We start from the raw sequence: 24,504 nt of genomic DNA, 5'->3' as shown, positions 1-24,504 counted from the left end.
TCGCAAGCAATGGCGCAGTAAAGTTTGTCGCGGATCAAAGACCACCTTAGCGAGTGGCGTAGATTTTTCTCCAACGGAACGGGATAGCCCGCTCCTGTTCAAGGAGAAGACCGATGACTGAACACTTCCAGATGACCAGACGCTCGATGTTGGCTGGCGCTGCGTTCGCCGGAGCCATGGCTCCGGTCATTACGGCGACATTCGCCCAGGCCGCCGAAGAGGCTCCTCCGGCAGAGATGAAGCCGGCCGACCTGTCGACGCTGCCGCACGTAAAGGTAGAGCTCGTCAAGCCGCCCTTCGTCCACGAGCACACCCAGAAGGCCGAAGGCGGCCCCAAGGTCGTCGAGTTCACGCTGACGATCGAGGAAAAGAAGATGATCCTCGACGACGCCGGGACCGAGGTGCACGCGATGACCTTCAACGGATCGGTCCCCGGCCCGCTGATGGTGGTCCACCAGGACGACTATGTCGAGGTGACGCTCGTCAATCCCGAAACCAACACGCTGCAGCACAACATCGACTTCCACTCGGCGACGGGTGCGCTCGGCGGCGGCGCGCTGACGATCGTCAACCCGGGTGAAAGCGCTGTCCTCCGCTTCAAGGCCACCAAGGCCGGCGTCTTCGTCTACCATTGCGCACCTCCGGGAATGGTGCCCTGGCACGTCACCTCGGGCATGAACGGCGCGATCATGGTGCTGCCGCGCGAAGGCCTGACGGACGGCCACGGCAAGGAGCTCGTCTACGATCGCGTCTACTATGTCGGCGAGCAGGACTTCTACGTGCCGAAGGACGAGAACGGAGCCTACAAGAAGTACGACAGCGTCGGCGACGCCTATGCCGATACGCTCGCAGTCATGCGGACGCTGACGCCGAGCCACGTCGTCTTCAACGGGGCCGTCGGTGCGCTCACCGGCGAGAACGCGCTGAAGGCCACCGTCGGCGAGCGGGTGCTGGTCGTCCATTCGCAGGCCAACCGCGACACCCGCCCGCACCTGATCGGCGGACATGGTGACTACGTCTGGCAGACCGGCAAGTTCAACAACGTGCCGGACCGCGACCAGGAAACCTGGTTCATCCCGGGCGGCACGGCCGGCGCTGCGTACTACACGTTCCAGCAACCCGGCATCTACGCCTACGTGAACCACAACCTGATCGAGGCGTTCGAACTCGGTGCGGCCGGGCACTTCACCGTGACCGGCGACTGGAACGACGATCTCATGACGGCCGTCAGGGCTCCTTCGGGGAGTTAGCCCATGAGACCCATGCGGGCCGGCACGCCCGGCCCGCAGACCTGGCTGCCGCATCTCCACGTGCGGCAGCCCCCTTGATCACCGTCTGGCCATGCGGGCCGCTTCGCCTTTGGGGGCGACCATGACAACCTTCCGCGCCAAGCTTTCAACCCCGATCCTCCAGACACTTCTTCCCGTCGCGATCCTCGCCGTTCTTGCCGGCGGCATAGCCCACCAGGCGGGCTTCCTTGCCGAGACGCCGGCAACCGCGCAGCTTTTCCGGCCGCAGACGGTCACCATTGCGCCGCGGACGTTCTCCTACCGCGAGGACGGGGAATTCCTGCGGGCCAACTACGTGATCGACGCGCCGATGCGCACGATCACCGAAACCCGGCCGATGACGATCATGAAGCACCAGGTCTCGTTGTCGGAGTATACGGCCTGCGTTTCCGAAGGTGCCTGCAGCCCGCCCGTCGGCGTCTCGTACGATCTGGGGAACGTGCCGGTGACGGGCGTCAACTATGACGACGCCCGGGCCTATGCCCGCTGGCTGTCGGACAAGACCGGCGAACTCTGGACCCTGCCGACCGACCGGCAACTGGCCTTCGCCGCCGGCAAGAGCTTTCCCGACGATGCCTTCGGCCTCGAGGACGACGGCAGCAATCCTGCCATCCGCTGGCTCGCGGACTACCGCCGCGAGGCCGCCGAGCGCTCGAAGCGGGATCCCGTGCCGCGCGTTCTCGGCAGTTTCGGAGAGAACGAATACGGCTTGTCGGATTTCGGCGGCAATGTCTGGGAATGGACCGGCACCTGCCATCGCCGGGTCATGCTGGACAAGGACAACACCGTCCTTCGCAGCGAGGACGCCTGCGGCGTCTATGTCACCGTCGGCAACCACCGCTCGCCGATGACGTCCTTCTTCCGGGATCCGAAGGGCGGCGGCTGCGCCGTCGGCACGCCGCCCGACAATCTCGGCTTCCGGCTGGTCAAGTCGACGGCGTGGCATGCGCCGCTTGTGAAGGCGCTGCGGGACCGGGGGATCGACCTGTAGGGTCGCATGCGGGTTTCCTCTGCGACCTTCTGATCCATGTCAATGCACGTTTCCGATAGAGCTGCTGCCTTGCGCCGGCGCCGCCACTGGTCGTAAAACCGTGTCGTTGCAGCGAGGGGAGTGGCAGCCGTGAAGATCGACAAGAGCCTGGTCAGGTCCATCCCGCTATTCGACCGCATGAGCGATGCGGATCTCGACAAGTTCCTCGGCCACGCCGTCTCCCGCCGCGTCCCCGCCGGAGAGGCGGTTTTCGAACAGGGCGCGGCCGCGACGCATTTCTTCCTGCTGTTGCATGGCCGGCTGAAGGTCACGCAGGTCACCGAGGACGGCCAGCAGATCATCGTCCGCGTCGTCCATCCGGGCGATCTCTTCGGTTTCGCCAAGGCGCTGCAGCGCTCGGACTATCCGGGCACGGCCCTCGCGGTTTCCGAGAGCATCGCGCTGCGCTGGCCGACCGAGTTGTGGCCGCAGTTCGTCGATCGCAATCCGCGGCTCGCCGTCACGGCCATGCAGACGATCGGCCAGCGCCTCGAGGAGGCCCATACCCGCATCCGCGAGATGTCGACCCAGGAGGTCGAGCGGCGCGTCGCCCATGCCGTCCTTCGCCTGGCCAACCAGGCAGGCCGGAAGGAAGGGTCGGGCGTGCGGATCGACTTTCCCATTTCACGCCAGGACATTGCTGAGATGACCGGAACGACGCTGCACACCGTCTCCCGGATCCTGAGCGCCTGGGAGGGCAAAGGACTGGTCGAAGGCGGACGCCAGAAGCTGATCGTCCTCGACATCAACGGACTCGCCGCACTGGCCGATCATGTCAAGGAATAGCATGCAGATCATCGCGTTCATGCCGATGTTTGCGCTATGTCAAAGATGACTTCCACGGTCCGGATAATCTGCTCCTGACGAAGCCGAGAGGGCTTCCGAGCCAGGAGTAAAGAAAATGAAGACGTTCCTTCGTACTTTGGCGGGCGCTGCTTTTTTGACCGCCGCACTCGGCGGCTATGCCGTCGCCGCCGATCACGAAATCCACATGCTGAACAAGGGCAAGGACGGCGCGATGGTGTTCGAGCCTGCCTCGCTGAGGATCGCCGCGGGTGACACCGTTTCCTTCCTGCCGACCGACAAGTCCCACAATGCCGAGAGTATCAAGGACCTGATCCCGGACGGCGCGCAGCCATTCAAGGGCAAGATGAACGAAGCCATCAAGGTCACCTTCGACGTGCCCGGCGCCTATGCCATCAAGTGCGCTCCGCATGTGGGCATGGGCATGGTCGCCCTCGTCGTGGTCGGCGATGCGCCGGCGAACGCCGATGCCATCAAGTCCGCGAAGCTGCCGAAGAAGGCGCGCGACCGGCTCGACACTGAAATCGCCGCAAGCGGCCTCTAGTCTGGCCCTTCCACCACACGCACCATCGGATGGCTCCGACCGGAGCCCTCCGGTTTCGGCAGACGGTGCCGCTGATGCGGCCCTCTGCAATCCCGGGGAGCGGTCATGGATATCGTCGACGATCTGCGCGTTCACCTCGACCATCTGAGCCGGACCGTGCTGTTGCAGGTGCGGGAGAGATACGTCCGACCGGACGAGAGCGAGGCGCGGGCGGACCGTCCGGCCCGCGAAGCCGATGCATCGGCCGGTGGTCCCCGCCGGCGGTTTCCGTTCGTTCGCCGGTAGCCGGCAGGAGGCCGCCGTGAAGGACAATGGTTTCTCGCTCATTTCCGGAGACGACAGGCGCACCGGGCCGCGCGACGACGTCCTGCACGCCATCCGCCGAGTCCGCACCGTCGTCCTGGCCAGCGCCGAGGATTGCCGGTGCCGCGACCGCGTCGCCGACGCCATCCAGAGTTTCGAGCACCTCGAGCATCGCCGGGAGAAGAAGCGCCTGGCGGATGCGACGCGCACGCAACGGCGCAAGCTCAAGGCGCTTCTCGAACTGCTGGAGGATCTCGATCCCGCCACCGCCGACGACGGGGAGCTTTCCGAGGCGAGCCTGCTTCTGAACGACATCGCGGCGGAAGCGGCGCTTGCATCAAGCCACCTGCGGGAATTGCTGCGCCTTCGCGCCGCCATCGATGGCAACTGACGACCGGAGGCCCCGGAAAGGAGAAGGCGATGAAGCCTGTTCCAAGATGCACCGACAGGGACGGCCTGCTGGATATTCTGATGGCGGGCGCGACCGCGCCCGGAGAGACGAGCCTCTTCCTTGACATGCTCGACCGCGAGATCGGCCTGCGCCCCAGCGCCACCGATATCGTCAGGCGGCCAAGCCTGACGGCGAGAGAGCGGCGCCGCTAGGCCGGGCCGACACGACCGATCGCGATAGACAAGTCCCTCCCCGTCCGCCGTCAGCCCTGACCGAGCGCGGCGTTTCGCCCCCTGGCGATCCAGGCAGCGCCTTCCTGCTGGTGGTAGAAACCGTTCGAGAAGACCGCACCCGGATAGACGTCCGAAAGTCTCGCGATGGCCTCGCCGTCATCCATGGCGCCGTCGAGCACGGCGCGATAGATGGCGGCCACCGCGACCATGTCGCAGTCCTGCGGCGAAAGGCGCACGCGCGCGATTCCCGCAGCCGAGAGCGCCTGCAACTCGCCGAGCAGCACGACGCAACTGTTCGACATGGTCTGCACGCCGTTCAGGACGAGGAACGACTGGCGATCGAGGGTGCGAAGGGGAAGGCCGTCCGGCTCCTCGCCGCAGATGAACTGGCAATTGTCCTTGGTCAGCCCCTTGGACCGCGCATGCGCGCAACGGGCGGAAATCGCAAGCGGCATGCGCCCGAAGGCAAAGACCTCGAACGACAGATCCGGCAGGCTTGCCACGATCTTCTCGATCGAGTTCATCGGCAGTTCCGGCGGAAGACAGATGTTGTTCGCGCCGCGTGCGGCAAGCACCCTGGCGGTCGCTGCGTTATAGACGTTGACGAGCGGCCCGATGGAATGCGCCCTGCCCGCAATCAGGCCCAGCGCCGAAAGATCGTTGGCTTCGACAGGATGCGCACTGTCACGGATCAGGTCGCGAACATGCCGGCTCTCGCGTTCGAGCGTGACCATGGCGAGCGTCGACAGCGTCACCTTCTTGCCGGCGGCCTCGAGCCGCTCGACCACCTCGGCGATATGCGGCTCGGTGAAGTGTTGGCGCTTCGAGCAGACCGTCTCGCCGAGGGTGACGTGCTCCACCGGGGCCTCGTCGGCGATCCTGAAATAGAAGTCCCGCCACTTGGGGCCGTCCCAGAGATAGTAGACCGGGCCCAAACTGAGCGCCGGCGTGTGTGCGTTCGTCATGATCTCTCCTATCGCCAGCGCTTGTCGTAGGCGCCCGAGGTGGTGCGCTGGCCCTCGCTCATCGCGCGAAGCCGGGCGACGAGTGCCGAGCGCTCGGCAGGCTCGGCCGACAGGGCCTTCTTCAGGGACGAGACCACTTCGGCGACATAGGCCTTGCCCCGCTGGCGCCCTTCGATCTTGAGCGCCGAGACGCCCGCTTCCCTCAGCGCATCGATGTGATCGACGACGTCGAGCGATACCGGATCCTCGAAGGCGTAGCCGTGCGTCTCGCCGATCTCGAAGCGGCCCTTGCAGAGCGTCGGATATCCGGATGCCTCGTCGGGGCCGAAGCGGTTGATGGTGTAGGCGCCGAGCTCGGAGACCATGGTGTCGCCGTCCCGGCGGTATTTCACATGACTGGCCGGCGAACAGACGCCGTTCATGTTCGGCGATTTTCCCGTGGCGTAGGACGAAAGCGAACAGCGGCCTTCCGCCATGACGCAGAGCCCGCCGAAGGCGAAGACCTCGACCTCGCAGGCGATCTGCCGCGTCAGCCTGGCAATATCCTGCACCGTCAGGATGCGGGGCAGCACGACACGCTTCGCCCCGAAGGCCTCGACCAGGAACTGGATGGCATCCCTGTTCGAGGCCGAGGCCTGGACCGAGACATGCAGCCGCTGGTCGGGATATTTATCGGCCACATAGGCCATCAGGCCGAAATCGGCGAGGATCAGCGCATCGGCGCCCAGCGCCACGGCGTCGTCCGCAGCCTCGTACCAGAGCTGCTCATGGCCCGCCCGCATGAAGGTGTTGAGGGCGACGAAGGTCTGGACACCGCGCTTGCGGGCATAGCCGATCGAGTCCTTCAATTCCGGGCGGCTGAAGTTCAGGCCCGGGAAATTGCGGGCATTGGTTTCGTCGCGGAACCCGCAATAGACGGCGTCCGCACCGGCATCGACTGCCTCGCGAAAGGCCGAGGGCGTGCCTGCGGGGCAGATCAGCTCCATGTCGCATCCCTTCCTTCGAGCGCCCGCTTGCGGACATAGCGTGCGGCACCGGCGACGAGCGGCGCCAGCGGCCCGGCGAGGCTGCCGATCTCGTCGGGAAGGTCGATCGCGCTGTCGTCGAGCGCGTTGCGCAGCGCCAGCATCGCCTCCATGTCTCCGGTCACCGAGAGCTCGCGCGAAAAGAACAGCGCGTCGGCGTCGCATCGCCCCTCCATGAGCCCGAGGAGCAGCACCAGCGGCCCCTCGATGCAGGCATCCGACACCGGCCGCTGTGCCTTCCGGGAAACGTGCACCGTCTTCGCCGCCGGCACGACGAGGAAGTTCAGCGGCAGGTCGGACGGGCAGAAGAGATATCGGGTCTGCCGGTATTCGCCGAGGCGCTCGAAGAGATCGGGGTGCGCGCGAAGGACACCGGAAAAGATCGTCCTGGCTGCGCGCTCGATCAGCCAGAGAGGCGCAAGGTCGACAGGCGCGACCAAAGCGGGCGGAAGGGTCATGCGTAGGGCTTTCGGCAGTGTACGTTACAGACCGAGACTAGGGACGGACGTCCGGTTTCAGTTTGAGCCAGGACAAAGACGTTCCAATTTTTCGACGGCAATCCTTGTCGAATGAAAGCCGATGTCTCCAATCCACGCCGATATGACAGCCTGCAGGACTTCGTCGCCCTGCTCGAAAGCCGGGCCAGGCTGAAGCGCATCGCGCGCCCGGTGTCGCTGGTTCACGAGATTACCGAGATCCATCGCCGTGTTCTCCGCGACGAGGGGCCGGCGCTGCTTTTCGAGAAGCCGGTCGATGCCGCCGGCAATATCCAGCCCATTCCGCTGCTGGCCAATCTCTTCGGCACGACGGAGCGGATCGAGTGGGGACTGGGCCTGGAATGCGGCGGGCTGCCCCGTCTGGCCGAAATGTTTGCCGACCTGCGCGACCCGAGGCCGCCGCGGTCCATGCGCGACGCCTGGCAGAAGCTGCCGCACCTGAAGGCGGCGCTCGCCATGCACCCGCGCCCGGTCGGACGCGCGCCGTGCCAGCAGGTGATCTGGCGCGGGGACGACCTCGACCTGGACCGCCTGCCGATCCAGACCTGCTGGCCGGGCGAGCCCGGCCCGCTCGTCAGCTGGCCGCTCGTCATCACCCAGGCGCCCGACGACCCCACCGACGTCAATGTCGGCATCTACCGGATGCAGAAGCTGGGGCGGGACCGGCTGATCATGCGCTGGCTCGCCCACCGCGGCGGCGCGCGCCATCACCGGCTGTGGCAGGCGACCGGACGCGACATGCCCGTCGCCGTCGTCGTCGGCGCCGACCCCGCCACCATTCTGTCCGCCGTCATGCCGCTGCCCGACGGCATGAGCGAACTGAATTTCGCCGGGTTGCTGAAGGGCAAGCGGCAGGAGATCGCGACCGGGGTGAGCGTACCCCTGCCCGTCCCCGCCACCGCGGAGATCGTGCTGGAAGGGACGGTTTCCGCGAATGAGACCGCGGACGAAGGTCCCTTCGGCGACCATACCGGCTACTACAACAGCGTCGAAGCCTTTCCGGTGATGACGCTGTCGGCGGTCACCATGCGGAAGAACCCGCTCTACCTCTCCACCTATACCGGGCGCCCGCCGGACGAGCCCTCCTGTCTGGGAGAGGCGATGACGGAACTGTTCGTGCCGCTGGTCAAGCGCCAGTTTCCCGAGATCCGGGACCTGTGGCTGCCGCCGGAGGGGTGCTCCTACCGGGTCATGGTGGTTTCCATCGACAAGCGCTATCCCGGCCAGGCGCGGCGCATCATGATGGGTCTCTGGTCGATCCTGCCGCAGTTCAACTACACCAAGATGATCATCGCCGTTGACGGCGACATCAACGTCAGGCGCTGGGAAGACGTGATCTGGGCGCTGTCCACGCGCTTCGACGCGAGCCGCGATCTCGCCGTGGTGGAAAACACCCCGATCGACTATCTCGACTTCGCCTCGCCGAAATCCGGCCTCGGCGGCAAGCTGGGCCTCGACGCCACGACCAAGATCGGCGCGGAGACGGACCGCGAATGGGGACGGGTGCTTGCCATGTCGCCCGAGGTGAGGGCCAGGATCGACGGCATCTGGGCCTCGCTCGGGCTCGGCGAGGCCGGGCCATGACGGTGGAACGCGTCATCGTCGGGATCTCGGGCGCCTCGGGTGCCGCGATTGCCGTGCGGATCGTCGAACGGCTGGCGTCGATGCCGGATGTCGAAACGCATCTCGTCGTCTCCGACGCCGCGCGGCGCACGCTCGACCTCGAGCATGGCGCCGGGGCGATCGGCCATCTGCGGCCGCTCGTCCACGAGCATCATCCCAGCGCCGATGTCGGTGCGTCGATCGCGAGCGGATCGTTTCCGGTCCGGGGCATGGTCGTGGCGCCCTGTTCCATGCAGACGCTGTCTTCGATCGCCACCGGTCGCGCGGACACGCTGCTGACGCGCGCAGCCGACGTGCAGTTGAAAGAACGGCGCCGGCTCGTTCTGCTTGCCCGGGAAACCCCGCTTCACCTCGGCCATCTGCGCAGCATGTGCGCCGTGACGGAAATGGGGGCGATCGTCATGCCGCCCGTGCCGGCGTTCTACCATCGGCCGCGCACGGTCGACGAGATCGTCGACCACCTGGCCGCCCGGGCGATCGACCTTCTGGCCCTCCCTTGCGGCCCGATCGCCCTGCCCTGGCTGGGCCAATAGCAACAGGAGATCCGCAATGCCGATAGACACAGCGGTCAGGATCGCGATCGTCACGGTCTCCGACCGGGCGAGCCGGGGCGAATATGCCGATCTGGGCGGGCCCGAGGTCGAGGCCTGGCTGCGCTACGCCATCGCAAGCCCCTTCGAGACGGTCCGCCGGCTGATCCCGGACGGGCGGGACTCCGTCCACACCACGCTGATTTCGCTCTGCGACGAGGAAAAAGCCGATCTCGTGCTCACCACCGGCGGGACCGGTCCCGCGCCGCGCGACGAGACGCCGGACGGCACAAGGGCCGTGCTGGACAGGGAACTGCCGGGTTTCGGCGAGTTACTGCGCCAGGCCGGGCTTGCCCAGACGCCGACCGCGATCCTATCGCGCCAGATCGCAGGCGTGCGCGGCAGCACCCTGATCGTCAACCTGCCCGGACGGCCCGCCTCGATCCGGCTGAGCCTCAACGCCGTCTTTCCCTCCATTCCCTATTGCCTGGACCTGATTGGCGCCGGCCGCATCGAGACCGATCCGTCGCGCATCGTCAGCTTCAGGCCACGCTAGCGGCCCCGACACCCCACAAGGAGACCCCCATGATCGAAATCACCCAGGACAAGACCGTCAGCGCCATCTCGGCGACGCTGCCGGGCGCTGCAGAACTCTTCCGCCGCGCCGGCATCAATTTCTGCTGCGGCGGCAACGTGACGCTGGCCGATGCCGCAACCGAGGCCGGGCTCGATCCCGAAGCGCTGGTCGCCGATCTCCAGGCCCTGCTTGCAGCCGCCGGGCGGGATGCGCCGGAGGAGACGGGGCTTCTGATCGACCACCTGATCAACCGCTACCACCTCGTCCACCGGACCGAACTCGAATGGCTCATCCCGCTCGCCCAGAAGGTCGAGCGCGTCCACGGCGACCGACCGAACGCCCCGAACGGTCTCGCCGACGCCCTGATCGAGCTGCGCGAGGAACTCGAGGGCCATATGCGGCGCGAGGAGCAGATCCTGTTTCCGATGATGAAGCGCGGCGGCAGCGCCACGATCGACCACCCGCTGGCGCAGATGCGCCACGAGCATGGCGACACGGCAAGGCTTCTCGGCCGGATCGAGCACACCACCAACGGCCTGAACCTGCCGCAGGGCGCCTGCGGCTCCTGGACGGCGCTCTATACCGGCCTGCGCAAGTTCTGCGACGACCTGGTGACCCATATGCTGCTGGAAGACTCCGTCCTGTTCCCGCGCTTCGAGCAGAAGGGCGCTTCCGCCTGACGCCGTGCGCCAAGGCCATGGCCAAGGTCGGGGCCGGATAGGTCACCCGTTCTGGCAGGCGCCGCATCGGCCGCTGTTCGCCCTCGCCGGGCTCTGGGCGCTGGTCGCGCCGCTGGTCTGGCTTGTCCCCGACGGGATCGCGACCGATCCCGTCGGCTGGCACCTGCACGAGCTGATGTTCGGAATGGCCGGCGCCGCCGTTGGCGGTTATCTGCTGACGGCCCTGCCGGCCTGGACCGGGAGAGGCCCGGTGCCGGCGCGGCTCACGCTGGCGCTGACCGCGTTGTGGATCGCGGGGCGCCTCGCCTTCCGGCTCTCGGACATGCTGCCGCCGACCGCGGTCGCGGCCGCGACATCCGCCTATTTCGCGGTGCTCGGGGCGTACATCCTGCGGGCGCTTCTGCAGTGCCGGCTCTGGTCCAGGCTCTGGGTCGTCGCGGCGATGTGCGGATTGCTGCTGGCGGATCTTCTGATCGTCTCCGGCGCAGCCGCCGTTCAGGGGCGGGTCGGCCTTTGCGGCGTCCTGCTCTTTGCCTTGCTGATCAGCGCGATCGGCGGACGGGCGGTGCCGGCGTTCACGCGCCACTGGCTCGAACGGCGGACGGACCCGACCGGGTTTCGTGATGGTCGGTGGCTCGGACGCCTCGGCATCGGAGCGCTCATGGCCGGCGCCGCGGCGACAGTCCTCGATGCAAACGCCGCTGCGGGCGGCCTCCTCGTTCTCTCCGGAACATTGCAGTTCCTGCGAACGGCCGGCTGGCGGAGCCTTGGCACGCTCCGCTACCCTGCTCTTCTGTTGTTTCATCTGGCCTGGCTCTGGCTCCCGGCCGGTCTGCTGCTCGTCGGCCTGGCGCTGCTTTTTCCGCAGACATTGGTTCCGTCCGCGGCGCTGCACGCGCTGACGATGGGCGCCATGGGCACGATGATGCTGGCAATCATGAGCCGGGCAGCCATGGTCCGGCAGGACGACCGGCTCGTCCTGTCGCCCACGCTGGCGGCTGCATTCGCGCTGGTCTGGCTCTCGGTGCCGATCCGGATCGCCGCCGGAAGCGTGGCCATGGAACCGCTCATGCCGATGCGGCTTGCGTCGCTGTTCTGGATCGCCGGCTGGGCGCTCTTCCTCTGCTCCCATCTGCGGTCGTTGCGGCGACCGGTGCCCCGGCCGGTGCTCAGCGCGCATCGGCGGGCGGCACAATAGGCACGGTCGGTCACCAGACCCAGAAGAACAGGATCCACGACCCGGCCGCAACAGTCCAGGCAAACGCCAGGCAGGCCATCGAACCCACGCGGCGGCCGGGGCTTTCTGTGTAGAGCCCGCCGACGCGCCAGCCGAGACAGGCGCTCCAGGTCGCGGCCAGGAGAAGAAGGCCGGCGCGAGCCTCCGCGACGAAGGGAATGACGATGCCGTCCGACCGCAACTGGGTGACCGTCATGGCGGAGAGCCCGAGAAACAGCCCTGCGCCGGCGAGCGGGATCAGCGTCTGCGTCAGGTGGTGAAAGCGCCGGCCGTCCCACCGGCCGAGGCAGCGGACGGACAACGCCACCGACAGCGACAGCATGGCCCCCAGGGTTGCCGCGGACGCCAGCATATAGGCGAGCAGAAGCGCGCCATCGACGACCGTCAGGACGTCGTTGCGCTCCGGATAGTTGGTCAGGAGCCACCAGGGCAAGGCCTGTTCGAGCGGAGCCAGCCAGCCGATGTCGATCAGGAACCCGCCCAGCGCCTGTTTGGCAGAAATGAACCAGGGGCTCGCGCTCCAGTGGAAGGCGCCGACCGCCAGCCCCAGCAGGCCCGCCAGTATCAGCACCGTCTCGGCCGGCTTCGGCACTGTGCCCGCCACGTGGATGATCTCGTGGTTCGGCGACCGGCGCGCCAGGAAGATGGCGCCGCGAAAGCCGCTGCAGCGGCCGCACATATGACAGTCGCCGGCGCCGCGCATCGTTCGGAGCGGCACGAGCGGCGCGCACTCGACCACGCCCGGCTTTTCGCCCCGTTGCTGCGACAGCCGCCAGAGAAAGGGATCGGAGCGGAAATGCAGCGGGGCCAGCTTGGCCATCAGCGCGAAGACGCCGCCGACGGGGCAGAGGTAGCGGCACCAGACGCGCTTGTTGCGGCCATAGGCATAGCCCACCGCCATCGCCGCGACGGTCGATCCGCCGAGGATGAGCGCTGCCGGCTTCGGGTACTGATAGACGCTCGTCATCTGGCCATAGACGGTGGTGAGCGCGAAGGCCGCCGTCGGCCAGCCGGACCATTGGAGCCATTTCGGGATCGCGCCGCCGCGGCCGTGCCGGCTTGCGAATTCCGAGAGCGAGCCTTCGGGGCAGAGCAGGCCGCACCACATGCGGCCGACAAGGGCGGTGACGAGGATGACGAAAGGCCACCAGATGCCCCAGAACATCAGTTGCGCGAAGCGGGTGAGGTTGTTCCAAATCGTCGCGGTGCGGTCCGGCAGCGGCAGGAGCAACGGCACCACGAGCAGGGCCAGATAGAGACCGACCACCACCCATTGGGCCATTTGTATGTGACGGCGGTGGCGGAACAGCCAGTCGCCGACACGTCTCCACGGATCGGCCCGCAATGGTGGCGCATGGTACATGTTCATGACACGGCCGCTGTCTTTCGCGGCATCCAGGACCCGAGCAGGCTGACGACGAACCAGTAGCCGCCAAAGACGAGAACGGGCAGCAATTCCGGCCGGGCGCGATAGCCGGCGAGCGTCGCGAGAAGGCCTCCGACGCCGCGGGCGTCGTCCAGGAGCCATGACGTATCCCACAGGGGCTGCGACAGCGGCGACAGGAGATCCAGCGAAATCAGCCGGTCGAGGCCGTTCATCAGCAGCGAGCCGGCAAGGATCAAAAGCATCGCCTCGCTGAACCGGAAGAACGCCTTCCAGCTCAGGGCGCGGGCGCCGAACTGAAGGGCAACATAGAGGCCGATCGCCGCGGCGAACCCGAGCCCGGCCGCCACCACCGCCGGCAGATCGATGCCGCGTCCGGACGAGACGAGGATTCCGTAGAGAAAGATCGTGGTCTCGCTGCCCTCGCGCGCGATCGCGATCGCCGGGATCAGAAGCAGTCCCCATCCGCTTGCGGCAGACAGGGCCCGGCTGGCGCGGCCCTCCAGCGCCCGTCGTGCGCCCGGGCCCTGTCGACGCATCCAGTGGACCATCTGCAGGATCAGGGCCGCGGCAACGAGCACCATCGTCGCCTGGAAATAGTCCTGGCGGTCACCGTCGAGCCATTCGCCGACGAAGAGGATGACGCAGGCGATCAGAAGAGCCGCCAGAAATCCGGCGACGATGCCCGCGCGCAGCCAGCCCTGCCCCCGCCGCCGCGCCTCCGCCGGCTGTCGCTGCAGCCACGCATGGAGAACGCCGATGACGAGCAGTGCCTCGATGCTCTCGCGCCATACGACGAGGGCAATCTGGATCATGGTGCCTGACATGAATCGGTTCCTTGGTTGGCCATCAGTCCGGCCGGGCAATCAGCCTGGCCGGCGGCATGTCGAGATGGAAATCGTCGAAGAACTCGTATTCGCCCGGATCCAGCCGACGGATGACGATGAAGCTGGATGCGCCGGGGCCCAGCACCTTCTCCTTGCGGAGCACGATGCTCTCGAATTCCACGGGGCTGTCGCCGATGTTGTGAAGCTCGAGCTTGAAGCGCGTATCGGCCGGCACCACGAGTTCGGACGGCGCGATCGCGCCGTCCTTGAACTCGATGACGAAGACGGGATCGTCTTCGGCGCGGGCAATGCCGACTGCCGCCGCCACGGGAAGCACGGTCGCGAGAAGAACCGCAACCGACCGGCGCATCTCAGTACGCGCCCTTCTTGCCGGTGCCGGTGAAGGCGAACTCGTAGGACAGGGTCACCGGTTCGGGCCAGGCGGCGACGCCCGTCTCCTTGTCGACATGGCGGCCGAAATGGCCATGGCCTTCGCCGCCACTGTTGACGACCAGTTCGAGGCGGTACTTGCCGGGCCCCTTGAGCTTGACGTTGTCGCCATAGTGCGGGCCGTCGCTCGCCACCATGGTCATGAGCGTGCCGCTGACCATCTGGCCATCGTCGATCCTGGTGAGCCGGTAGTCGATGGACAGGTTCGGCAGCCAGTCGCCTTCGGCAAAGCCGTTCGCATTGTCGGCCGTCGCGTGGATATCGGCCTCGAGATGGATGTCCGTCTCGCTTGCCGGCGCCATCATGCCTTCCGGCTCCATTTCGATCGGCTGGAGATAGACGGCTGCGATCTCCATGCCGCTGACGAGTTGCGGTTCACCGATCGGATATTCCGCAGCGATGGCGGACTGGAGCGACAGGCCGAGAAGGCCGATGCCGGCGAGGGAAAGGGATCGAGATAGGCGCATGAGATGTCCCCGTTAATATGAGATAACGAGTCATGTTTATGCGCAATCATGGCGTGCGCTGTTTGCGCTGGAGCAAACAACTTCGATTTTGAGCGTGGACCTGTCGCAGGCGTCTCTATTGCTGCACGAACAGCACTGCTGCGATCGCAACGGAAAACACGACGGCGGAGACGGCGCTGTAGCGCTGGAGCACGCCCATCCGATAGAGCGCGATCGCAAAGACAATGATGATCGGCGTGGCCACGAGCAGGCCGGCTTGTGCGTCAGACATTCTGGTAAACCCTGTCAATCGCCCCGATCCTAGCCTTCCCGCCAGCTCCGTCTTTGCGAAAGCGCAAAGAACGGCGGTGGTGGAGATGCCAAGCATTCTGCCGGACAGAGATGGAGATGCAGAATGACCATGGCGCCGCTATCACAGGACGAGGCGTCCGACGAGGGAGGCGACCTGCTTCTGTGGGTCCTCGTCTTCAGCGAACTGGCCGCCTTCGGCATTCTCCTCGGCGGCTTCCTCGTCATGTCCGTGCTTCATCCGGAGAGCTTCGGCGCAGCAAAACTTCACCTGTCGGCGCGCATCGCCGGCTTCAACACGGTCGTGCTGCTGGCCAGCGGCTGGCAGGCAGCACTGGCGGCCCGCGCCGGCGCCAGCATCATGCAGCAACGCATCGCGCTGCTTCTCGCCGCCGCACTGGGCTTCGTCTTCGTCGGGCTGAAGCTCTTCGAATACAGCACCGAACTGAGCTACGCGGGCGACGCGACGTTTGCGGCCTTCTTCGAGTTGTATTTCATGATCACCGGCTTTCACCTGGCGCATGTCGCCTTTGTCGCCGGCCTGTTCGTCATCGTCGCCAGAAGGCCGTCGCGATCCAACATCGTCATGCTGACGACCGTCTGGCACGTGATCGACATCGTCTGGCTCGTCATGTTCCCGCTGATCTATTTCGGGTGAGGCCAATGGACCCCAAGACCTCCGGCTCGCTGTTTGCGAGCACCAACTGGATTTTGATGATGGGCGTCGTATCGGGCGTCATCTCGGCGCAATGGAAGCACGAGGCGCTGCCGGTCGCAGCCCTGGTCTCGATCCTGGCCCTGACGGTCTTCAAGGCCCGCCTCATCATCCTCGATTTCATGCATCTGCGCGAGCGTCCGGCGCTGGCGGCGGCGCTGCTCGCCTGGCCGATCCTGTTCTGCATCGCCATCCTGGCAAGGATCGCAGCACCCGGCCTGTTCTAGAGCATTGCCGGCGATTATTGAATCGCCGACTATGCTCTATCTTCTTGGTTTTACGCAATTCCAGACGCAAAACCGGTTCCCACTTTTGCTGGAATTGCTCTAGCCCGGACGAGGGCCGACCGCCTTGCAGGCGTGTCAGTCCGCCGCACCCCGGGGGCTTTCGCCCTCCACCGCGTTCTTGTTTGCAAAATCACAAAGAAGGGCGGCCGGAAAGACCTCAATAAACTGAAGGTCGTATGCGCCACATCGCGCCCGGTTGCCGCGAATATCCTCGCGGCAAAGCCGAGGACCGGTGCGGCCTCCAATGCAAGGGGACCTCGGAATGGCTGAACGCCTGACAAAGACAGGAGCCCGAAACGTCTTTTACGGCGGCTCGGCGTTCTTCTTCGCAATCTTCATCGGGCTCACCGCCCATAGCCACTACTACATACGCACGACATCCACGGACGAGACGACGCTGACGAGTTCTGTCGCCCGCGGCAAGCACGTGTGGGAAAAGAACTCCTGTATCAACTGCCACACGCTGCTCGGCGAAGGTGCCTACTTTGCACCGGAACTCGGCAACGTGTGGAAGCGCTGGGGCGGAGACACCGACCCGGACGGCGCCCGCGACACGCTCAAGGGCTGGATGGCCGCACAGCCGTCCGGCATCGAGGGCCGGCGCCAGATGCCCCAGTTCAACCTCACCGAGCAGGAACTGAACGATCTGGCGGACTTCCTCGAATGGACGAGCCGCATCAAGACGCAGAACTGGCCGCCGAACGACGCCGGTTGAGCAGGGGAAAGGAACGCTGACATGAAATACCAAACCCAGAAGGTTGCGATGCTGTACTTCTACGGCGCGCTCGGCCTGTTTCTCGCCCAGGTCCTGTTCGGCGTGCTCGCAGGGACGATCTACGTCCTGCCGAACACGGTGTCCGAACTCCTGCCCTTCAACATCGTCCGCATGATCCACACCAACGCCCTGATCGTCTGGCTGCTGATGGGCTTCATGGGGGCAACCTACTACCTGCTTCCCGAGGAAGCGGAGACCGAACTCTACAGCACCAGGATCGCCATCGTGCAGTTCTGGCTCTTCCTCGTCGCCGCCGCGATCGCCGTCGTCGGCTACATGTTCCACATCCACGAGGGCCGCGAGTTCCTGGAGCAACCCTTCGCGATCAAGGTCGGCATCGTCATCGTCGCGCTGATGTTCCTCTACAACGTGACGCTGACGATCCTCAAAGGCCGCAAGACCGTCGTGACCAACATCCTGGTCTTCGGGCTCTGGGGCGTGGCGATCTTCTTCCTGTTCGCCTTCTACAACCCGACGAACCTCGCGCTCGACAAGATGTACTGGTGGTACGTCGTCCATCTGTGGGTCGAAGGCGTGTGGGAACTGATCATGGCCTCGATCCTCGCCTTCCTGATGATCAAGCTGAACGGCATCGACCGCGAGGTTGTCGAGAAGTGGCTCTACGTGATCGTCGGCCTGGCGCTGTTCTCGGGCATCCTCGGCACCGGCCACCACTATTACTGGATCGGCGCCCCGGGCTACTGGCAGTGGATCGGCTCGCTCTTCTCCACGCTCGAGGTCGCCCCCTTCTTCACCATGGTCGTCTTCACCTTCGTGATGACCTGGAAGGCGGGCCGCAAGCATCCGAACCGCGCGGCACTGCTGTGGTCGATCGGCTGCTCGGTCATGGCGTTCTTCGGCGCCGGCGTCTGGGGCTTCCTGCACACCCTGTCGTCGGTGAACTACTACACCCACGGCACCCAGGTCACCGCCGCCCACGGCCACCTCGCCTTCTTCGGCGCCTATGTGATGCTGAACCTCGCCATCATGGCCTATGCGGTCCCGGAGATCCGCGGTCGCGCGCCCTATAACCAGTGGCTCTCGATCGCGAGCTTCTGGATCATGTGCACGGCCATGTCGGTGATGACCTTCGCGCTGACCTTTGCCGGCGTGCTGCAGGTCCACCTCCAGCGCGTGCTCGGCGAAGGCTACATGGACGTTCAGGACCAGCTGGCGATGTTCTACTGGATCCGGCTCGGCTCCGGCGTGTTCGTCCTGATCTCGGCACTGATGTTCCTCTGGGCGCTGTTCGTGCCGGGCAAGGAGCGCAAGCCCAGCCTCTCCGCAACGGCCCAGCCGGCCGAATGAAGGATGCGGCTCCGGCGCCTGCCGGAGCTGCATTCCCCCCTCCATCGAAGGAATCCCGTCATGACTGTACTGACTTCGACCCCGTTTCAGGCCCGGCCGGACATTCCGCCCTACGTGCCCCAGGGCAACGAATGCCAGCTGTTCGAGACCGCGCTCGTCAGGCAACTGCCGCTCCTGCTCAAGGGGCCGACCGGCTGCGGCAAGACCCGTTTCGTCAGCCATATGGCGGCCCGGCTCGGCCTGTCGCTGACGACCGTCTCCTGCCATGATGACCTCGCCGCTGCAGACCTGACCGGCCGCTATCTTCTCAAGGGTGGTGACACGGTCTGGGTGGACGGGCCGCTGTCGCGCGCGGTGCGCTCCGGCGGGGTCTGCTATCTCGACGAGATCGTCGAGGCGCGCAAGGACGTCGCCGTCGTGCTGCATCCGCTCACCGACGACCGCCGCATCCTGCCGCTCGAGCGAACCGGCGAGATCCTGGATGCGCCGCCGGGCTTCATGCTCGTCGTCTCCTACAATCCGGGCTACCAGAACATCCTGAAGGCGCTGAAGCCTTCGACCAAGCAGCGCTTCGTCGCGATCGAGTTCGACTTCCTGCCGAAGGAACAGGAGATTGCCGTGGTCTCGACCGAAAGCGGCCTCGAGGCGGCAAAGGTCGCCCCGCTCGTTGAGCTGGCCCACCGCCTGCGTGCGATGAAGGGGCACGATCTCGAGGAAGGCGTTTCCACGCGCCTGCTCGTCTATTGCGCCTGCCTGATCGACAGCGGCATGCCGGCCAGGGAGGCCGTGCTTGCCGCCCTGATCGAGCCCCTGACCGACGAGCCGGACGTCCGCGCCGCATTGCGGGAAGTCGCCCAGGCCGTGATCGCCTAGGAGGCCATCATGCTCGATTTTCTCGAACTGGAAGAGACGGTCGGCAAGTTCTGGCATCGGCTGGTCGGGTCGACTGCCAGCATGCCGCGCTATCCCGACCATGCCGTATCCTTCGAGGACCTGAAGCCGATCCTCGGTTCCTGCTTCAGGGGGTTCGGCGGCGCGCCCGCGGTCCAACTGACCCCGGCGCATGCGAAGACGTCGCGGCACCGGCTGCGCCTGCGGCAACTGGTCGGGCTCGGGGAGGAGAAGGTGGCGGGCGCCACCCGCGACCTCGCCACCGCGATGCTCCCGCCGGTGATCGACCACTTCCCGGACCGTCAGCTCAACCGCGACCTCTACATCTGGCTCGCCGCCGCCATGGCGCTGATGGAGCTGGAGGCGCCGGACGGAACGGACCCGCTCCGGCGGGACCTTCGCCGGATCGAGACCACGCAGGCAACCGTCCTGCGCGTGATCGCCGCATTCCCGGGTCTCGGCACGACCTACCGCCGCCTTTGCGCCGCGACGCTGAAGGAGCGAGCCCGCGGCATCCTGCCGGCGGTCGAGCAACTCGTCGAGAACCGCATTCTCGGGCTCCTGAAGACGGGAGCGGGCCTCAAGGACGACACGCCGCCGGCGATCTTCCCGCACCATGCTCCTGCCGGTTACCAGCCGATGATGGGCGTGCCGCTCTGGCCCGAATTCCATGTCCGCTCCGAAACCGATACGACGATCGAAGATGCGGCGCGAGACGGCACGCAGGACCAGGGGCTTGCCGGCAATGCGCGCTACCTGGCGACGCGGCAGGCCAGGGACGAGCGCAAGGGCGAGCGCAGCCCTTTCATCCTAAACCGCTTCGAGAAGATCCTGGCGATGGCCGAGATGGTCAATGTCGACCGGCCGACGGACGACAGCGAGGACAGCGACAGCAAGGCGGCCGACGACCTGGACGAGATGAAGCTCGGCCAGCGGCGGGAACGGCCGTCTTCGAAGTTCCGGTTCGATCTCGATCTGCCGCCGGAGATGATCGACCTGTCGGAGATGGCAGCCGAGATCAGCTATCCGGAATGGGACTACCGCAAGGGGCGCTATCTGGAGAACTACACCAGCGTTCTTGCGACGCCAGCCGAAGCTCTCGGCGAAAGAGGCGTTCTCGACAACGAAACCCGCTCGCTCGTGCGCAAGGTGCGCCGCCAGTTCGAGGTCCTGCGGCCGCGCCATGAACTGCTGAAGGCGCAGCTGGACGGTTCGGAACTCGACCTCGACGCCGTCATCCGCTCGCGGGCAGACCTTGCCGCCGGCGGCCAGGGCAGCGACCGGATCCACCTGATGAGCCGGCCGCTCGCCCCCGATCTCGCGACCACGATCCTGATCGACGTCTCGCTCTCGACCGACGCCTGGGTCGACGATCGCCGCGTGCTGGACGTCGAGAAGGAGGCCCTGCTGGTGCTGGCGCACGGCCTTGCCGCCTGCGGCAGCATGCATTCGATCCTGACGTTCACGTCGCGGCGCCGGTCGTGGGTGCGGATCGAGACGGTGAAAGGGTTCGACGAGACGATGAGCCGTGCGACGGAGGATCGCATCGCCGGCCTGAAGCCCGGCTACTATACCCGGATGGGCGCCGCCATCCGCCACGCCGCCGCCGGCCTGCAGAAGCAGCCGAGCCGGAAGAAGCTGCTGCTGGTCCTCACCGACGGCAAGCCGAACGACATCGACCATTACGAGGGACGGTTCGCGCTGGAAGACACCCGCAAGGCCGTGCAGGAGGCCAGGCGGGCGGGAACGAGCGTCTTTGCCGTCACGGTGGACCGGGACGCCAACAACTACCTTCCGACGCTCTTCGGCAGGAACGGCTACGCGCTAGTCGGCGACATCTCCAAGCTGCCGGTGGCGCTGCCCACGATCTATCGCGGATTGACAGCTTAGGGGGCGAAAATCCGCGATGATGAGCGACGAGGTCGGTCGCTCGGGGGCCCGGCATCAGGCGGAGTGCCGGGCCCTCTCCCTTTCCGGCAGGTTCAGCGGACCTGATTCACTTTCCATTTCGTCATCTTGTTTGCCCGGCGACAAAAAGATGCGGGCGGCGGGCCGGTAGTCTTGAAGGATCGGGGGCGCACCGGCCCGGCCTCCGAGTTCCGGATCGGGGCCGATGGAAAACAACATGTCGAATTCCGAGAACATACCGCTGATCGATGTCAGAACGATTGCTCCGCCGGAGCGCCATCCGAGGATCTTCGGAATGCTGACCGCGCTCGCGCCCGGCGGCATGATGCATGTCGCCAGCGATCACGACCCGCGACCGCTGCACTACCAGATCGAGACCCGCTATCCCGAGCAGTTCGAGTGGACCTATCTCGAGCAGGGCCCGGCCGTCTGGCGGGTTTCTATCAAGAGGCACGACAGTTCGGGTTGCGACTGCTGCTGCGGTCACTGAACGAAAGAGACCCTGTCCTGCCGAGGTGATGACGATGCCTGGTGCCACGCTTTCCAGATGGACGATGTCCTACTTCGCCGCAGCGCTGGTGTTCCTGCTTTGCGGCGAGGTCCTGCTGGCGGCGGGCTTCGGCTATCCGGCGCTGGCGGTCGAGGCTCCCGAGACGCTGGTGATCGTCCACACGCTCGCAATCGGATGGCTCGGGCTCCTCTTCTCCGGCGCGCTTTTGCAGTTTGTCCCCGTCCTGGTGGCCAAGCCGTTGAAGGCGCCGTTCCTGGCGCTGCCGGCGCTGATCCTGATCGTCTGCGGGCTGCTGGTCCTGCTTTCGGGGTTCCTCGGCCTCAGCGGCCGCCTGCCCGTCCCGCCCCTCGCCCTGCCCGTCGGCGGCGTCCTGCTTGCCACCGGTTTCGCCGCACTGGCTGCGAGCCTCGCCGCCACGATATGGTCGGCGCGGCCGCTGGCGCTTCCCGGCCGCTTCGTCCTGACCGGGCTCGTCGCCATGGGGCTGACCGTGGCGCTGGGGCTGTGCTTCACCCTGGGCCTGTCGGGGTTCGTGGAGGAGGTCCACGCGCTCAATCTCCTGGCCGGCGGCGTCGGGCTGCATGCGACGATGGGACTGTTCGGCTGGATGACGATCACCGCGATCGGCGTGTCCTACCGGCTGCTGTCGATGTTCCTGCTGTCGCCGGAGCACGACCGCGGCACGTCGCGGATGGTGCTCGTCGCCAGCATCGCGGCGATCCTGCTGCTTGCGGTGCAGATCGCGATGACGGCCATCGGGATCGACGGCGTCTGGCCCGTCGCCGGGGCGAGCGTCATCGGCTTTGTCGGCCTCGGCCTCTACGCATTCGACGTCGCGGCCATCTTTCGCCAGCGCCGGCGCAAGACGGCCGAACTGAACACGCTCCTGAGCCTCGCAGCCGTGGTCTTCCTGATGGTTTCGGTCGTTCTCTTCACGGCATCCTTGCTCAAGGGAACGCTTGCGGAGAGCGCCGCCATCCTGGTCTGGCTCGTGGGCATGGGGTGGCTGACCTGCCTGGGCCTCGGACAGCTCTACAAGATCATCCCCTTCCTGACCTGGCTCGAATGCTACGGGCCGGTGCTCGGCAAGACCGCCGTTCCCCGCGTGCAGGACCTCGTCGACGAGCGTCGGGCGATCTGGTGGTTCGGTCTCTACATCGTGACGGTCGGCGTTGGCGCGCTGGCGCTGTTCGTCCACGATCGTCAGGTGTTTACGGCGGCCGGCGTTCTGCAGATACTGGCGACGCTCGGGCTGATCGCGGAGTTCGTCAGGGCCCGCCGGCTCTCCTGCGCGCCGCCTGACATACGGCTGCCTTCGGGCGTATTGCCCCCTCATCTCTTCCTCACGCACCGGAGATAAAAATGAACGAAGACTTTGCGGAACTGGACGTCCGTCCGATGCTGGAAAACGGCGGCGAGCCCTTCCAGGCCATCATGAGCGCCGTGGATGCCTTGCGTCCCGGACAGGGTCTCAAGCTTCTCGCCCCCTTCCGCCCCCAGCCGCTCTACGGCGTGATGTCCAACAGGGGGTTCGACCACGAGGTGATCGAGACGGAGGGCGGCGATTTCGAGATCCGCTTCACGCCCAAGGCCCTGCCCGAGGTCCAGCTCTCCACGGATGCCGGCGAGCCCGAGCTCTGGGCGGATCCCGTCGTGGACCTCGACCTCACCGATCTTCTGCCGCCCGAACCGATGGTGCGGATCCTCTCGGAAGCCGAGAAGCTGGACGAGGGCGAGGTCATCTTCGCCCTGCTTTCGCGCGAGCCGCTGCTGCTCTTTCCTGAGCTTGCCAAGCGCGGCCATCAATGGGTCGGCAACTTCGACGAGGCGCGCACGACCTATCGCATCATGATCCGCGTCGGGAAGGCGAAGTAGATGTCGAACGACGCCCTCGCCCTGCGCATCCGCGAAGCGCTAACGATCGTCATCGATCCCGAACTGGGAAAGAACGTCGTGGAGATGGGCCTGATCTATTCGATCGACTGCGACGACGAGGGAACGGTCGCCATCGCGATGACGACCACGACGCGCGGCTGCCCGGCGGCCGCATTCCTGACCGACGCGGTGCGGGATTGCGCCGCAGGGGTCGAAGGCGCCCGCGACGTCGACGTCACCCTGACCTACGATCCGCCATGGACACCCGACAGGATGGCAAGCTGAGGCCGGCCATCGGGCCTGCAATCGAGGAAGGGCGGGACCGTTGGCGCGGTCTCGCCCATTCTTCTGGTCTGTTCGGCCCCGCGAGCACGGGAGGCGCCTTCGTCAGAAGACTTCCGCGTGCAGTTCGTTGATGGCGCGGCTGAGGTCGTCGATCGGGGTCATGTTCGACGCCCGGTTGCCTTCCAGTTCCGCGGGCATCTTCCAGCCTGGATCGATGCCCTGCATGTTGGGCAATTCATGCGCGATGCCCTTGTGGCAATCGATGCAGGTCGCCTTGCCGGGAAGCAGGTAGCGCGTGTGGATCTCGGCCGCCCGTTGCGTCTGCTTCTGCAGGTCCATGGCCACCGACGAATGGCAATTGCGGCATTCGAGGCTGTCGTTGGCCTTCAGGCGCGCCCATTCGTGCTGCGCCAACTCCAGCCGGTGTGCCAGAAATTTCGGCCGCGTGTTGATGGTGCCGAAGATCTTGCCCCACACCTCCTTCGATGCCTGCATCTTGCGGGCGATCTTGTCGGTCCACTGGTGGGGAACGTGGCAATCCGGGCAGGAGGCGCGCACGCCGGAGCGGTTGGAGAAATGGATCGTTCGCGTCAACTCCTGATAGACGTTGTCGCGCATCTCGTGGCAGGAGGTGCAGAACTGCTCGGTGTTGGTCAGTTCCAGAGCCGTGTTGAACGCGCCCCAGAACATCACGCCGCCGACGAAGCCGCCAAGGGTGAGGAAGCCGAGCCCCAGCGTGCCGGCCGGGGTGGCGATGATCTTCCAGGCCCAGAGGATGACGCCCTTTATCCATTTGATCATGGCG

32 protein-coding genes are annotated in these 24,504 nt (G+C 66.0%); 22 read left to right on the top strand and 10 right to left on the bottom strand.

Annotated features, from left to right (window positions below):
- Positions 1 to 113: 113 nt before the first annotated feature.
- From nirK to LQK81_RS00660, 7 genes are all read left to right on the top strand, one after another.
- Positions 114 to 1,250 carry a copper-containing nitrite reductase gene (nirK, locus tag LQK81_RS00690; protein ID WP_230802752.1) on the top strand — a complete coding sequence of 379 codons (1,137 nt, stop codon included), beginning with the start codon at positions 114 to 116 and terminating at the stop codon, positions 1,248 to 1,250.
- A 121-nt stretch (positions 1,251 to 1,371) separates the two neighbouring features.
- Entirely contained in the window at positions 1,372 to 2,280 is a 909-nt protein-coding gene (locus LQK81_RS00685; RefSeq protein WP_230802751.1) for an SUMF1/EgtB/PvdO family nonheme iron enzyme, read from the top strand.
- A gap of 129 nt (positions 2,281 to 2,409) precedes the next feature.
- Positions 2,410 to 3,105 (top strand): Crp/Fnr family transcriptional regulator, encoded by a 696-nt coding sequence (locus tag LQK81_RS00680; RefSeq protein WP_230802750.1) that lies wholly within the window; start codon positions 2,410 to 2,412, stop codon positions 3,103 to 3,105.
- Positions 3,106 to 3,220: 115 nt separating this feature from the next.
- Positions 3,221 to 3,667, top strand: a complete 447-nt coding sequence (locus LQK81_RS00675) for a pseudoazurin (protein WP_230802749.1) — start codon at positions 3,221 to 3,223, stop codon at positions 3,665 to 3,667.
- Between the two features lie 105 nt (positions 3,668 to 3,772).
- Entirely contained in the window at positions 3,773 to 3,952 is a 180-nt protein-coding gene (locus tag LQK81_RS00670) for a hypothetical protein (RefSeq protein ID WP_230802748.1), read from the top strand.
- A 16-nt stretch (positions 3,953 to 3,968) separates the two neighbouring features.
- A complete protein-coding gene (locus tag LQK81_RS00665; RefSeq protein WP_230802747.1) occupies positions 3,969 to 4,361 on the top strand; it encodes a hypothetical protein in 393 nt (130 codons plus the stop codon).
- Between the two features lie 29 nt (positions 4,362 to 4,390).
- The gene (locus LQK81_RS00660) at positions 4,391 to 4,573 is read left to right on the top strand and encodes a hypothetical protein (RefSeq protein WP_230802746.1); all 183 of its coding nucleotides are present in this window, start codon (positions 4,391 to 4,393) and stop codon (positions 4,571 to 4,573) included.
- A gap of 50 nt (positions 4,574 to 4,623) precedes the next feature.
- Here LQK81_RS00660 and ubiV read toward each other — a convergent pair whose 3' ends face one another.
- Genes ubiV through ubiT form a run of 3 tightly spaced genes read right to left on the bottom strand, consistent with a single transcriptional unit; the run spans position 4,624 to position 7,042 of the window.
- Complete coding sequence (ubiV, locus tag LQK81_RS00655) at positions 4,624 to 5,562, bottom strand: ubiquinone anaerobic biosynthesis protein UbiV (protein ID WP_442967072.1); 939 nt, start codon at positions 5,560 to 5,562, stop codon at positions 4,624 to 4,626.
- Positions 5,563 to 5,567: 5 nt separating this feature from the next.
- Positions 5,568 to 6,545: a ubiquinone anaerobic biosynthesis protein UbiU gene (ubiU, locus tag LQK81_RS00650; protein WP_230802744.1), complete on the bottom strand. Its 978-nt coding sequence runs from the start codon at positions 6,543 to 6,545 to the stop codon at positions 5,568 to 5,570.
- Positions 6,536 to 7,042, bottom strand: coding sequence for a ubiquinone anaerobic biosynthesis accessory factor UbiT (ubiT, locus tag LQK81_RS00645; RefSeq protein WP_230802743.1), 507 nt, complete (start codon positions 7,040 to 7,042; stop codon positions 6,536 to 6,538). Before ubiT ends, ubiU begins: the two co-directional genes overlap by 10 nt.
- 111 nt (positions 7,043 to 7,153) lie before the next feature.
- Between ubiT and LQK81_RS00640 the strand changes: the two genes are divergently transcribed.
- Genes LQK81_RS00640 through LQK81_RS00620 form a run of 5 tightly spaced genes read left to right on the top strand, consistent with a single transcriptional unit; the run spans position 7,154 to position 11,689 of the window.
- Positions 7,154 to 8,665: a UbiD family decarboxylase gene (locus tag LQK81_RS00640; RefSeq protein ID WP_230802742.1), complete on the top strand. Its 1,512-nt coding sequence runs from the start codon at positions 7,154 to 7,156 to the stop codon at positions 8,663 to 8,665.
- Positions 8,662 to 9,237 (top strand): UbiX family flavin prenyltransferase, encoded by a 576-nt coding sequence (locus LQK81_RS00635; RefSeq protein WP_230802741.1) that lies wholly within the window; start codon positions 8,662 to 8,664, stop codon positions 9,235 to 9,237. The genes LQK81_RS00640 and LQK81_RS00635 overlap by 4 nt, the downstream gene beginning before the upstream one ends.
- A gap of 16 nt (positions 9,238 to 9,253) precedes the next feature.
- Positions 9,254 to 9,790 carry a molybdopterin adenylyltransferase gene (gene mog, locus LQK81_RS00630; protein ID WP_230802740.1) on the top strand — a complete coding sequence of 179 codons (537 nt, stop codon included), beginning with the start codon at positions 9,254 to 9,256 and terminating at the stop codon, positions 9,788 to 9,790.
- Positions 9,791 to 9,819: 29 nt separating this feature from the next.
- On the top strand, positions 9,820 to 10,491 hold the full coding sequence (locus LQK81_RS00625) for a DUF542 domain-containing protein (RefSeq protein WP_230802739.1): 672 nt from the start codon (positions 9,820 to 9,822) through the stop codon (positions 10,489 to 10,491).
- Between the two features lie 4 nt (positions 10,492 to 10,495).
- Positions 10,496 to 11,689: an NnrS family protein gene (locus LQK81_RS00620; RefSeq protein ID WP_230802738.1), complete on the top strand. Its 1,194-nt coding sequence runs from the start codon at positions 10,496 to 10,498 to the stop codon at positions 11,687 to 11,689.
- A 10-nt stretch (positions 11,690 to 11,699) separates the two neighbouring features.
- On the opposite strand, the gene LQK81_RS00615 is transcribed toward LQK81_RS00620, so the two are convergent.
- The 5 genes from LQK81_RS00615 to LQK81_RS00595 all read right to left on the bottom strand — a co-directional run bounded on the left by LQK81_RS00615 (position 11,700) and on the right by LQK81_RS00595 (position 15,127).
- Positions 11,700 to 13,097, bottom strand: a complete 1,398-nt coding sequence (locus LQK81_RS00615) for a 4Fe-4S binding protein (protein WP_230802737.1) — start codon at positions 13,095 to 13,097, stop codon at positions 11,700 to 11,702.
- Complete coding sequence (locus LQK81_RS00610; protein WP_230802736.1) at positions 13,094 to 13,939, bottom strand: FTR1 family iron permease; 846 nt, start codon at positions 13,937 to 13,939, stop codon at positions 13,094 to 13,096. Before LQK81_RS00610 ends, LQK81_RS00615 begins: the two co-directional genes overlap by 4 nt.
- Positions 13,940 to 13,961: 22 nt before the next feature.
- On the bottom strand, positions 13,962 to 14,309 hold the full coding sequence (locus LQK81_RS00605) for a cupredoxin domain-containing protein (RefSeq protein WP_230802735.1): 348 nt from the start codon (positions 14,307 to 14,309) through the stop codon (positions 13,962 to 13,964).
- A gap of 1 nt (position 14,310) precedes the next feature.
- Positions 14,311 to 14,856: an iron transporter gene (locus LQK81_RS00600; RefSeq protein WP_230802734.1), complete on the bottom strand. Its 546-nt coding sequence runs from the start codon at positions 14,854 to 14,856 to the stop codon at positions 14,311 to 14,313.
- Between the two features lie 115 nt (positions 14,857 to 14,971).
- On the bottom strand, positions 14,972 to 15,127 hold the full coding sequence (locus tag LQK81_RS00595) for a hypothetical protein (protein WP_230802733.1): 156 nt from the start codon (positions 15,125 to 15,127) through the stop codon (positions 14,972 to 14,974).
- Positions 15,128 to 15,250: 123 nt separating this feature from the next.
- On the opposite strand from LQK81_RS00595, the gene LQK81_RS00590 reads away from it, so the two are divergent.
- The 6 genes from LQK81_RS00590 (at position 15,251) to LQK81_RS00565 (ending at position 21,010) form a co-directional block, all read left to right on the top strand.
- On the top strand, positions 15,251 to 15,802 hold the full coding sequence (locus LQK81_RS00590) for a cytochrome c oxidase subunit 3 (RefSeq protein ID WP_230802732.1): 552 nt from the start codon (positions 15,251 to 15,253) through the stop codon (positions 15,800 to 15,802).
- Positions 15,803 to 15,807: 5 nt separating this feature from the next.
- Positions 15,808 to 16,086, top strand: coding sequence for a cytochrome C oxidase subunit IV family protein (locus LQK81_RS00585; RefSeq protein ID WP_230802731.1), 279 nt, complete (start codon positions 15,808 to 15,810; stop codon positions 16,084 to 16,086).
- Positions 16,087 to 16,408: 322 nt separating this feature from the next.
- Positions 16,409 to 16,861 carry a c-type cytochrome gene (locus LQK81_RS00580; RefSeq protein WP_230802730.1) on the top strand — a complete coding sequence of 151 codons (453 nt, stop codon included), beginning with the start codon at positions 16,409 to 16,411 and terminating at the stop codon, positions 16,859 to 16,861.
- A gap of 21 nt (positions 16,862 to 16,882) precedes the next feature.
- Complete coding sequence (locus tag LQK81_RS00575; RefSeq protein WP_230802729.1) at positions 16,883 to 18,229, top strand: nitric-oxide reductase large subunit; 1,347 nt, start codon at positions 16,883 to 16,885, stop codon at positions 18,227 to 18,229.
- A gap of 60 nt (positions 18,230 to 18,289) precedes the next feature.
- Positions 18,290 to 19,102: a CbbQ/NirQ/NorQ/GpvN family protein gene (locus LQK81_RS00570; protein ID WP_230802728.1), complete on the top strand. Its 813-nt coding sequence runs from the start codon at positions 18,290 to 18,292 to the stop codon at positions 19,100 to 19,102.
- A gap of 9 nt (positions 19,103 to 19,111) precedes the next feature.
- Positions 19,112 to 21,010, top strand: coding sequence for a nitric oxide reductase activation protein NorD (locus tag LQK81_RS00565; protein WP_230802727.1), 1,899 nt, complete (start codon positions 19,112 to 19,114; stop codon positions 21,008 to 21,010).
- 54 nt (positions 21,011 to 21,064) lie between these two features.
- Here the strand turns inward: LQK81_RS00565 and LQK81_RS00560 are convergent, their stop codons facing one another.
- Positions 21,065 to 21,247 carry a hypothetical protein gene (locus LQK81_RS00560; RefSeq protein WP_230802726.1) on the bottom strand — a complete coding sequence of 61 codons (183 nt, stop codon included), beginning with the start codon at positions 21,245 to 21,247 and terminating at the stop codon, positions 21,065 to 21,067.
- Here LQK81_RS00560 and LQK81_RS00555 point away from each other — a divergent pair.
- Genes LQK81_RS00555 through LQK81_RS00540 form a run of 4 tightly spaced genes read left to right on the top strand, consistent with a single transcriptional unit; the run spans position 21,246 to position 23,699 of the window.
- The gene (locus LQK81_RS00555) at positions 21,246 to 21,518 is read left to right on the top strand and encodes a DUF2249 domain-containing protein (protein WP_183799475.1); all 273 of its coding nucleotides are present in this window, start codon (positions 21,246 to 21,248) and stop codon (positions 21,516 to 21,518) included. The two genes, LQK81_RS00560 and LQK81_RS00555, sit on opposite strands and share 2 nt — an antisense overlap.
- A gap of 34 nt (positions 21,519 to 21,552) precedes the next feature.
- Positions 21,553 to 22,899 carry a hypothetical protein gene (locus tag LQK81_RS00550; protein WP_230802725.1) on the top strand — a complete coding sequence of 449 codons (1,347 nt, stop codon included), beginning with the start codon at positions 21,553 to 21,555 and terminating at the stop codon, positions 22,897 to 22,899.
- A 2-nt stretch (positions 22,900 to 22,901) separates the two neighbouring features.
- Positions 22,902 to 23,414 (top strand): DUF2249 domain-containing protein, encoded by a 513-nt coding sequence (locus LQK81_RS00545; protein WP_230802724.1) that lies wholly within the window; start codon positions 22,902 to 22,904, stop codon positions 23,412 to 23,414.
- Entirely contained in the window at positions 23,415 to 23,699 is a 285-nt protein-coding gene (locus LQK81_RS00540) for a metal-sulfur cluster assembly factor (RefSeq protein WP_230802723.1), read from the top strand.
- A 102-nt stretch (positions 23,700 to 23,801) separates the two neighbouring features.
- Here the strand turns inward: LQK81_RS00540 and LQK81_RS00535 are convergent, their stop codons facing one another.
- Positions 23,802 to 24,497 carry a NapC/NirT family cytochrome c gene (locus tag LQK81_RS00535; protein WP_330166534.1) on the bottom strand — a complete coding sequence of 232 codons (696 nt, stop codon included), beginning with the start codon at positions 24,495 to 24,497 and terminating at the stop codon, positions 23,802 to 23,804.
- Positions 24,498 to 24,504: the final 7 nt, after the last annotated feature.

The organism is Rhizobium sp. GN54, from assembly GCF_021026345.1.
Lineage (GTDB): Bacteria > Pseudomonadota > Alphaproteobacteria > Rhizobiales > Rhizobiaceae > Mycoplana.
The sequence above is the reverse complement of the archived record's forward strand: the minus strand, read 5'-3'. Positions and strand labels throughout refer to the sequence as shown.

Bases quoted from the DNA above. Each gene is read 5' to 3' on its own strand.
- nirK (WP_230802752.1), top strand. From the start codon at position 114: ATGACTGAACACTTCCAGATGACCAGACGCTCGATGTTGGCTGGCGCT.
- LQK81_RS00685 (WP_230802751.1), top strand. From the start codon at position 1,372: ATGACAACCTTCCGCGCCAAGCTTTCAACCCCGATCCTCCAGACACTT.
- LQK81_RS00675 (WP_230802749.1), top strand. From the start codon at position 3,221: ATGAAGACGTTCCTTCGTACTTTGGCGGGCGCTGCTTTTTTGACCGCC.
- LQK81_RS00670 (WP_230802748.1), top strand. From the start codon at position 3,773: ATGGATATCGTCGACGATCTGCGCGTTCACCTCGACCATCTGAGCCGG.
- LQK81_RS00660 (WP_230802746.1), top strand. From the start codon at position 4,391: ATGAAGCCTGTTCCAAGATGCACCGACAGGGACGGCCTGCTGGATATT.
- ubiU (WP_230802744.1), bottom strand. From the start codon at position 6,545: ATGGAGCTGATCTGCCCCGCAGGCACGCCCTCGGCCTTTCGCGAGGCA.
- ubiT (WP_230802743.1), bottom strand. From the start codon at position 7,042: ATGACCCTTCCGCCCGCTTTGGTCGCGCCTGTCGACCTTGCGCCTCTC.
- LQK81_RS00640 (WP_230802742.1), top strand. From the start codon at position 7,154: ATGAAAGCCGATGTCTCCAATCCACGCCGATATGACAGCCTGCAGGAC.
- LQK81_RS00635 (WP_230802741.1), top strand. From the start codon at position 8,662: ATGACGGTGGAACGCGTCATCGTCGGGATCTCGGGCGCCTCGGGTGCC.
- mog (WP_230802740.1), top strand. From the start codon at position 9,254: ATGCCGATAGACACAGCGGTCAGGATCGCGATCGTCACGGTCTCCGAC.
- LQK81_RS00625 (WP_230802739.1), top strand. From the start codon at position 9,820: ATGATCGAAATCACCCAGGACAAGACCGTCAGCGCCATCTCGGCGACG.
- LQK81_RS00615 (WP_230802737.1), bottom strand. From the start codon at position 13,097: ATGAACATGTACCATGCGCCACCATTGCGGGCCGATCCGTGGAGACGT.
- LQK81_RS00610 (WP_230802736.1), bottom strand. From the start codon at position 13,939: ATGTCAGGCACCATGATCCAGATTGCCCTCGTCGTATGGCGCGAGAGC.
- LQK81_RS00605 (WP_230802735.1), bottom strand. From the start codon at position 14,309: ATGCGCCGGTCGGTTGCGGTTCTTCTCGCGACCGTGCTTCCCGTGGCG.
- LQK81_RS00600 (WP_230802734.1), bottom strand. From the start codon at position 14,856: ATGCGCCTATCTCGATCCCTTTCCCTCGCCGGCATCGGCCTTCTCGGC.
- LQK81_RS00595 (WP_230802733.1), bottom strand. From the start codon at position 15,127: ATGTCTGACGCACAAGCCGGCCTGCTCGTGGCCACGCCGATCATCATT.
- LQK81_RS00590 (WP_230802732.1), top strand. From the start codon at position 15,251: ATGACCATGGCGCCGCTATCACAGGACGAGGCGTCCGACGAGGGAGGC.
- LQK81_RS00585 (WP_230802731.1), top strand. From the start codon at position 15,808: ATGGACCCCAAGACCTCCGGCTCGCTGTTTGCGAGCACCAACTGGATT.
- LQK81_RS00580 (WP_230802730.1), top strand. From the start codon at position 16,409: ATGGCTGAACGCCTGACAAAGACAGGAGCCCGAAACGTCTTTTACGGC.
- LQK81_RS00575 (WP_230802729.1), top strand. From the start codon at position 16,883: ATGAAATACCAAACCCAGAAGGTTGCGATGCTGTACTTCTACGGCGCG.
- LQK81_RS00570 (WP_230802728.1), top strand. From the start codon at position 18,290: ATGACTGTACTGACTTCGACCCCGTTTCAGGCCCGGCCGGACATTCCG.
- LQK81_RS00565 (WP_230802727.1), top strand. From the start codon at position 19,112: ATGCTCGATTTTCTCGAACTGGAAGAGACGGTCGGCAAGTTCTGGCAT.
- LQK81_RS00555 (WP_183799475.1), top strand. From the start codon at position 21,246: ATGTCGAATTCCGAGAACATACCGCTGATCGATGTCAGAACGATTGCT.
- LQK81_RS00560 (WP_230802726.1), bottom strand. From the start codon at position 21,247: ATGTTGTTTTCCATCGGCCCCGATCCGGAACTCGGAGGCCGGGCCGGT.
- LQK81_RS00550 (WP_230802725.1), top strand. From the start codon at position 21,553: ATGCCTGGTGCCACGCTTTCCAGATGGACGATGTCCTACTTCGCCGCA.
- LQK81_RS00545 (WP_230802724.1), top strand. From the start codon at position 22,902: ATGAACGAAGACTTTGCGGAACTGGACGTCCGTCCGATGCTGGAAAAC.
- LQK81_RS00540 (WP_230802723.1), top strand. From the start codon at position 23,415: ATGTCGAACGACGCCCTCGCCCTGCGCATCCGCGAAGCGCTAACGATC.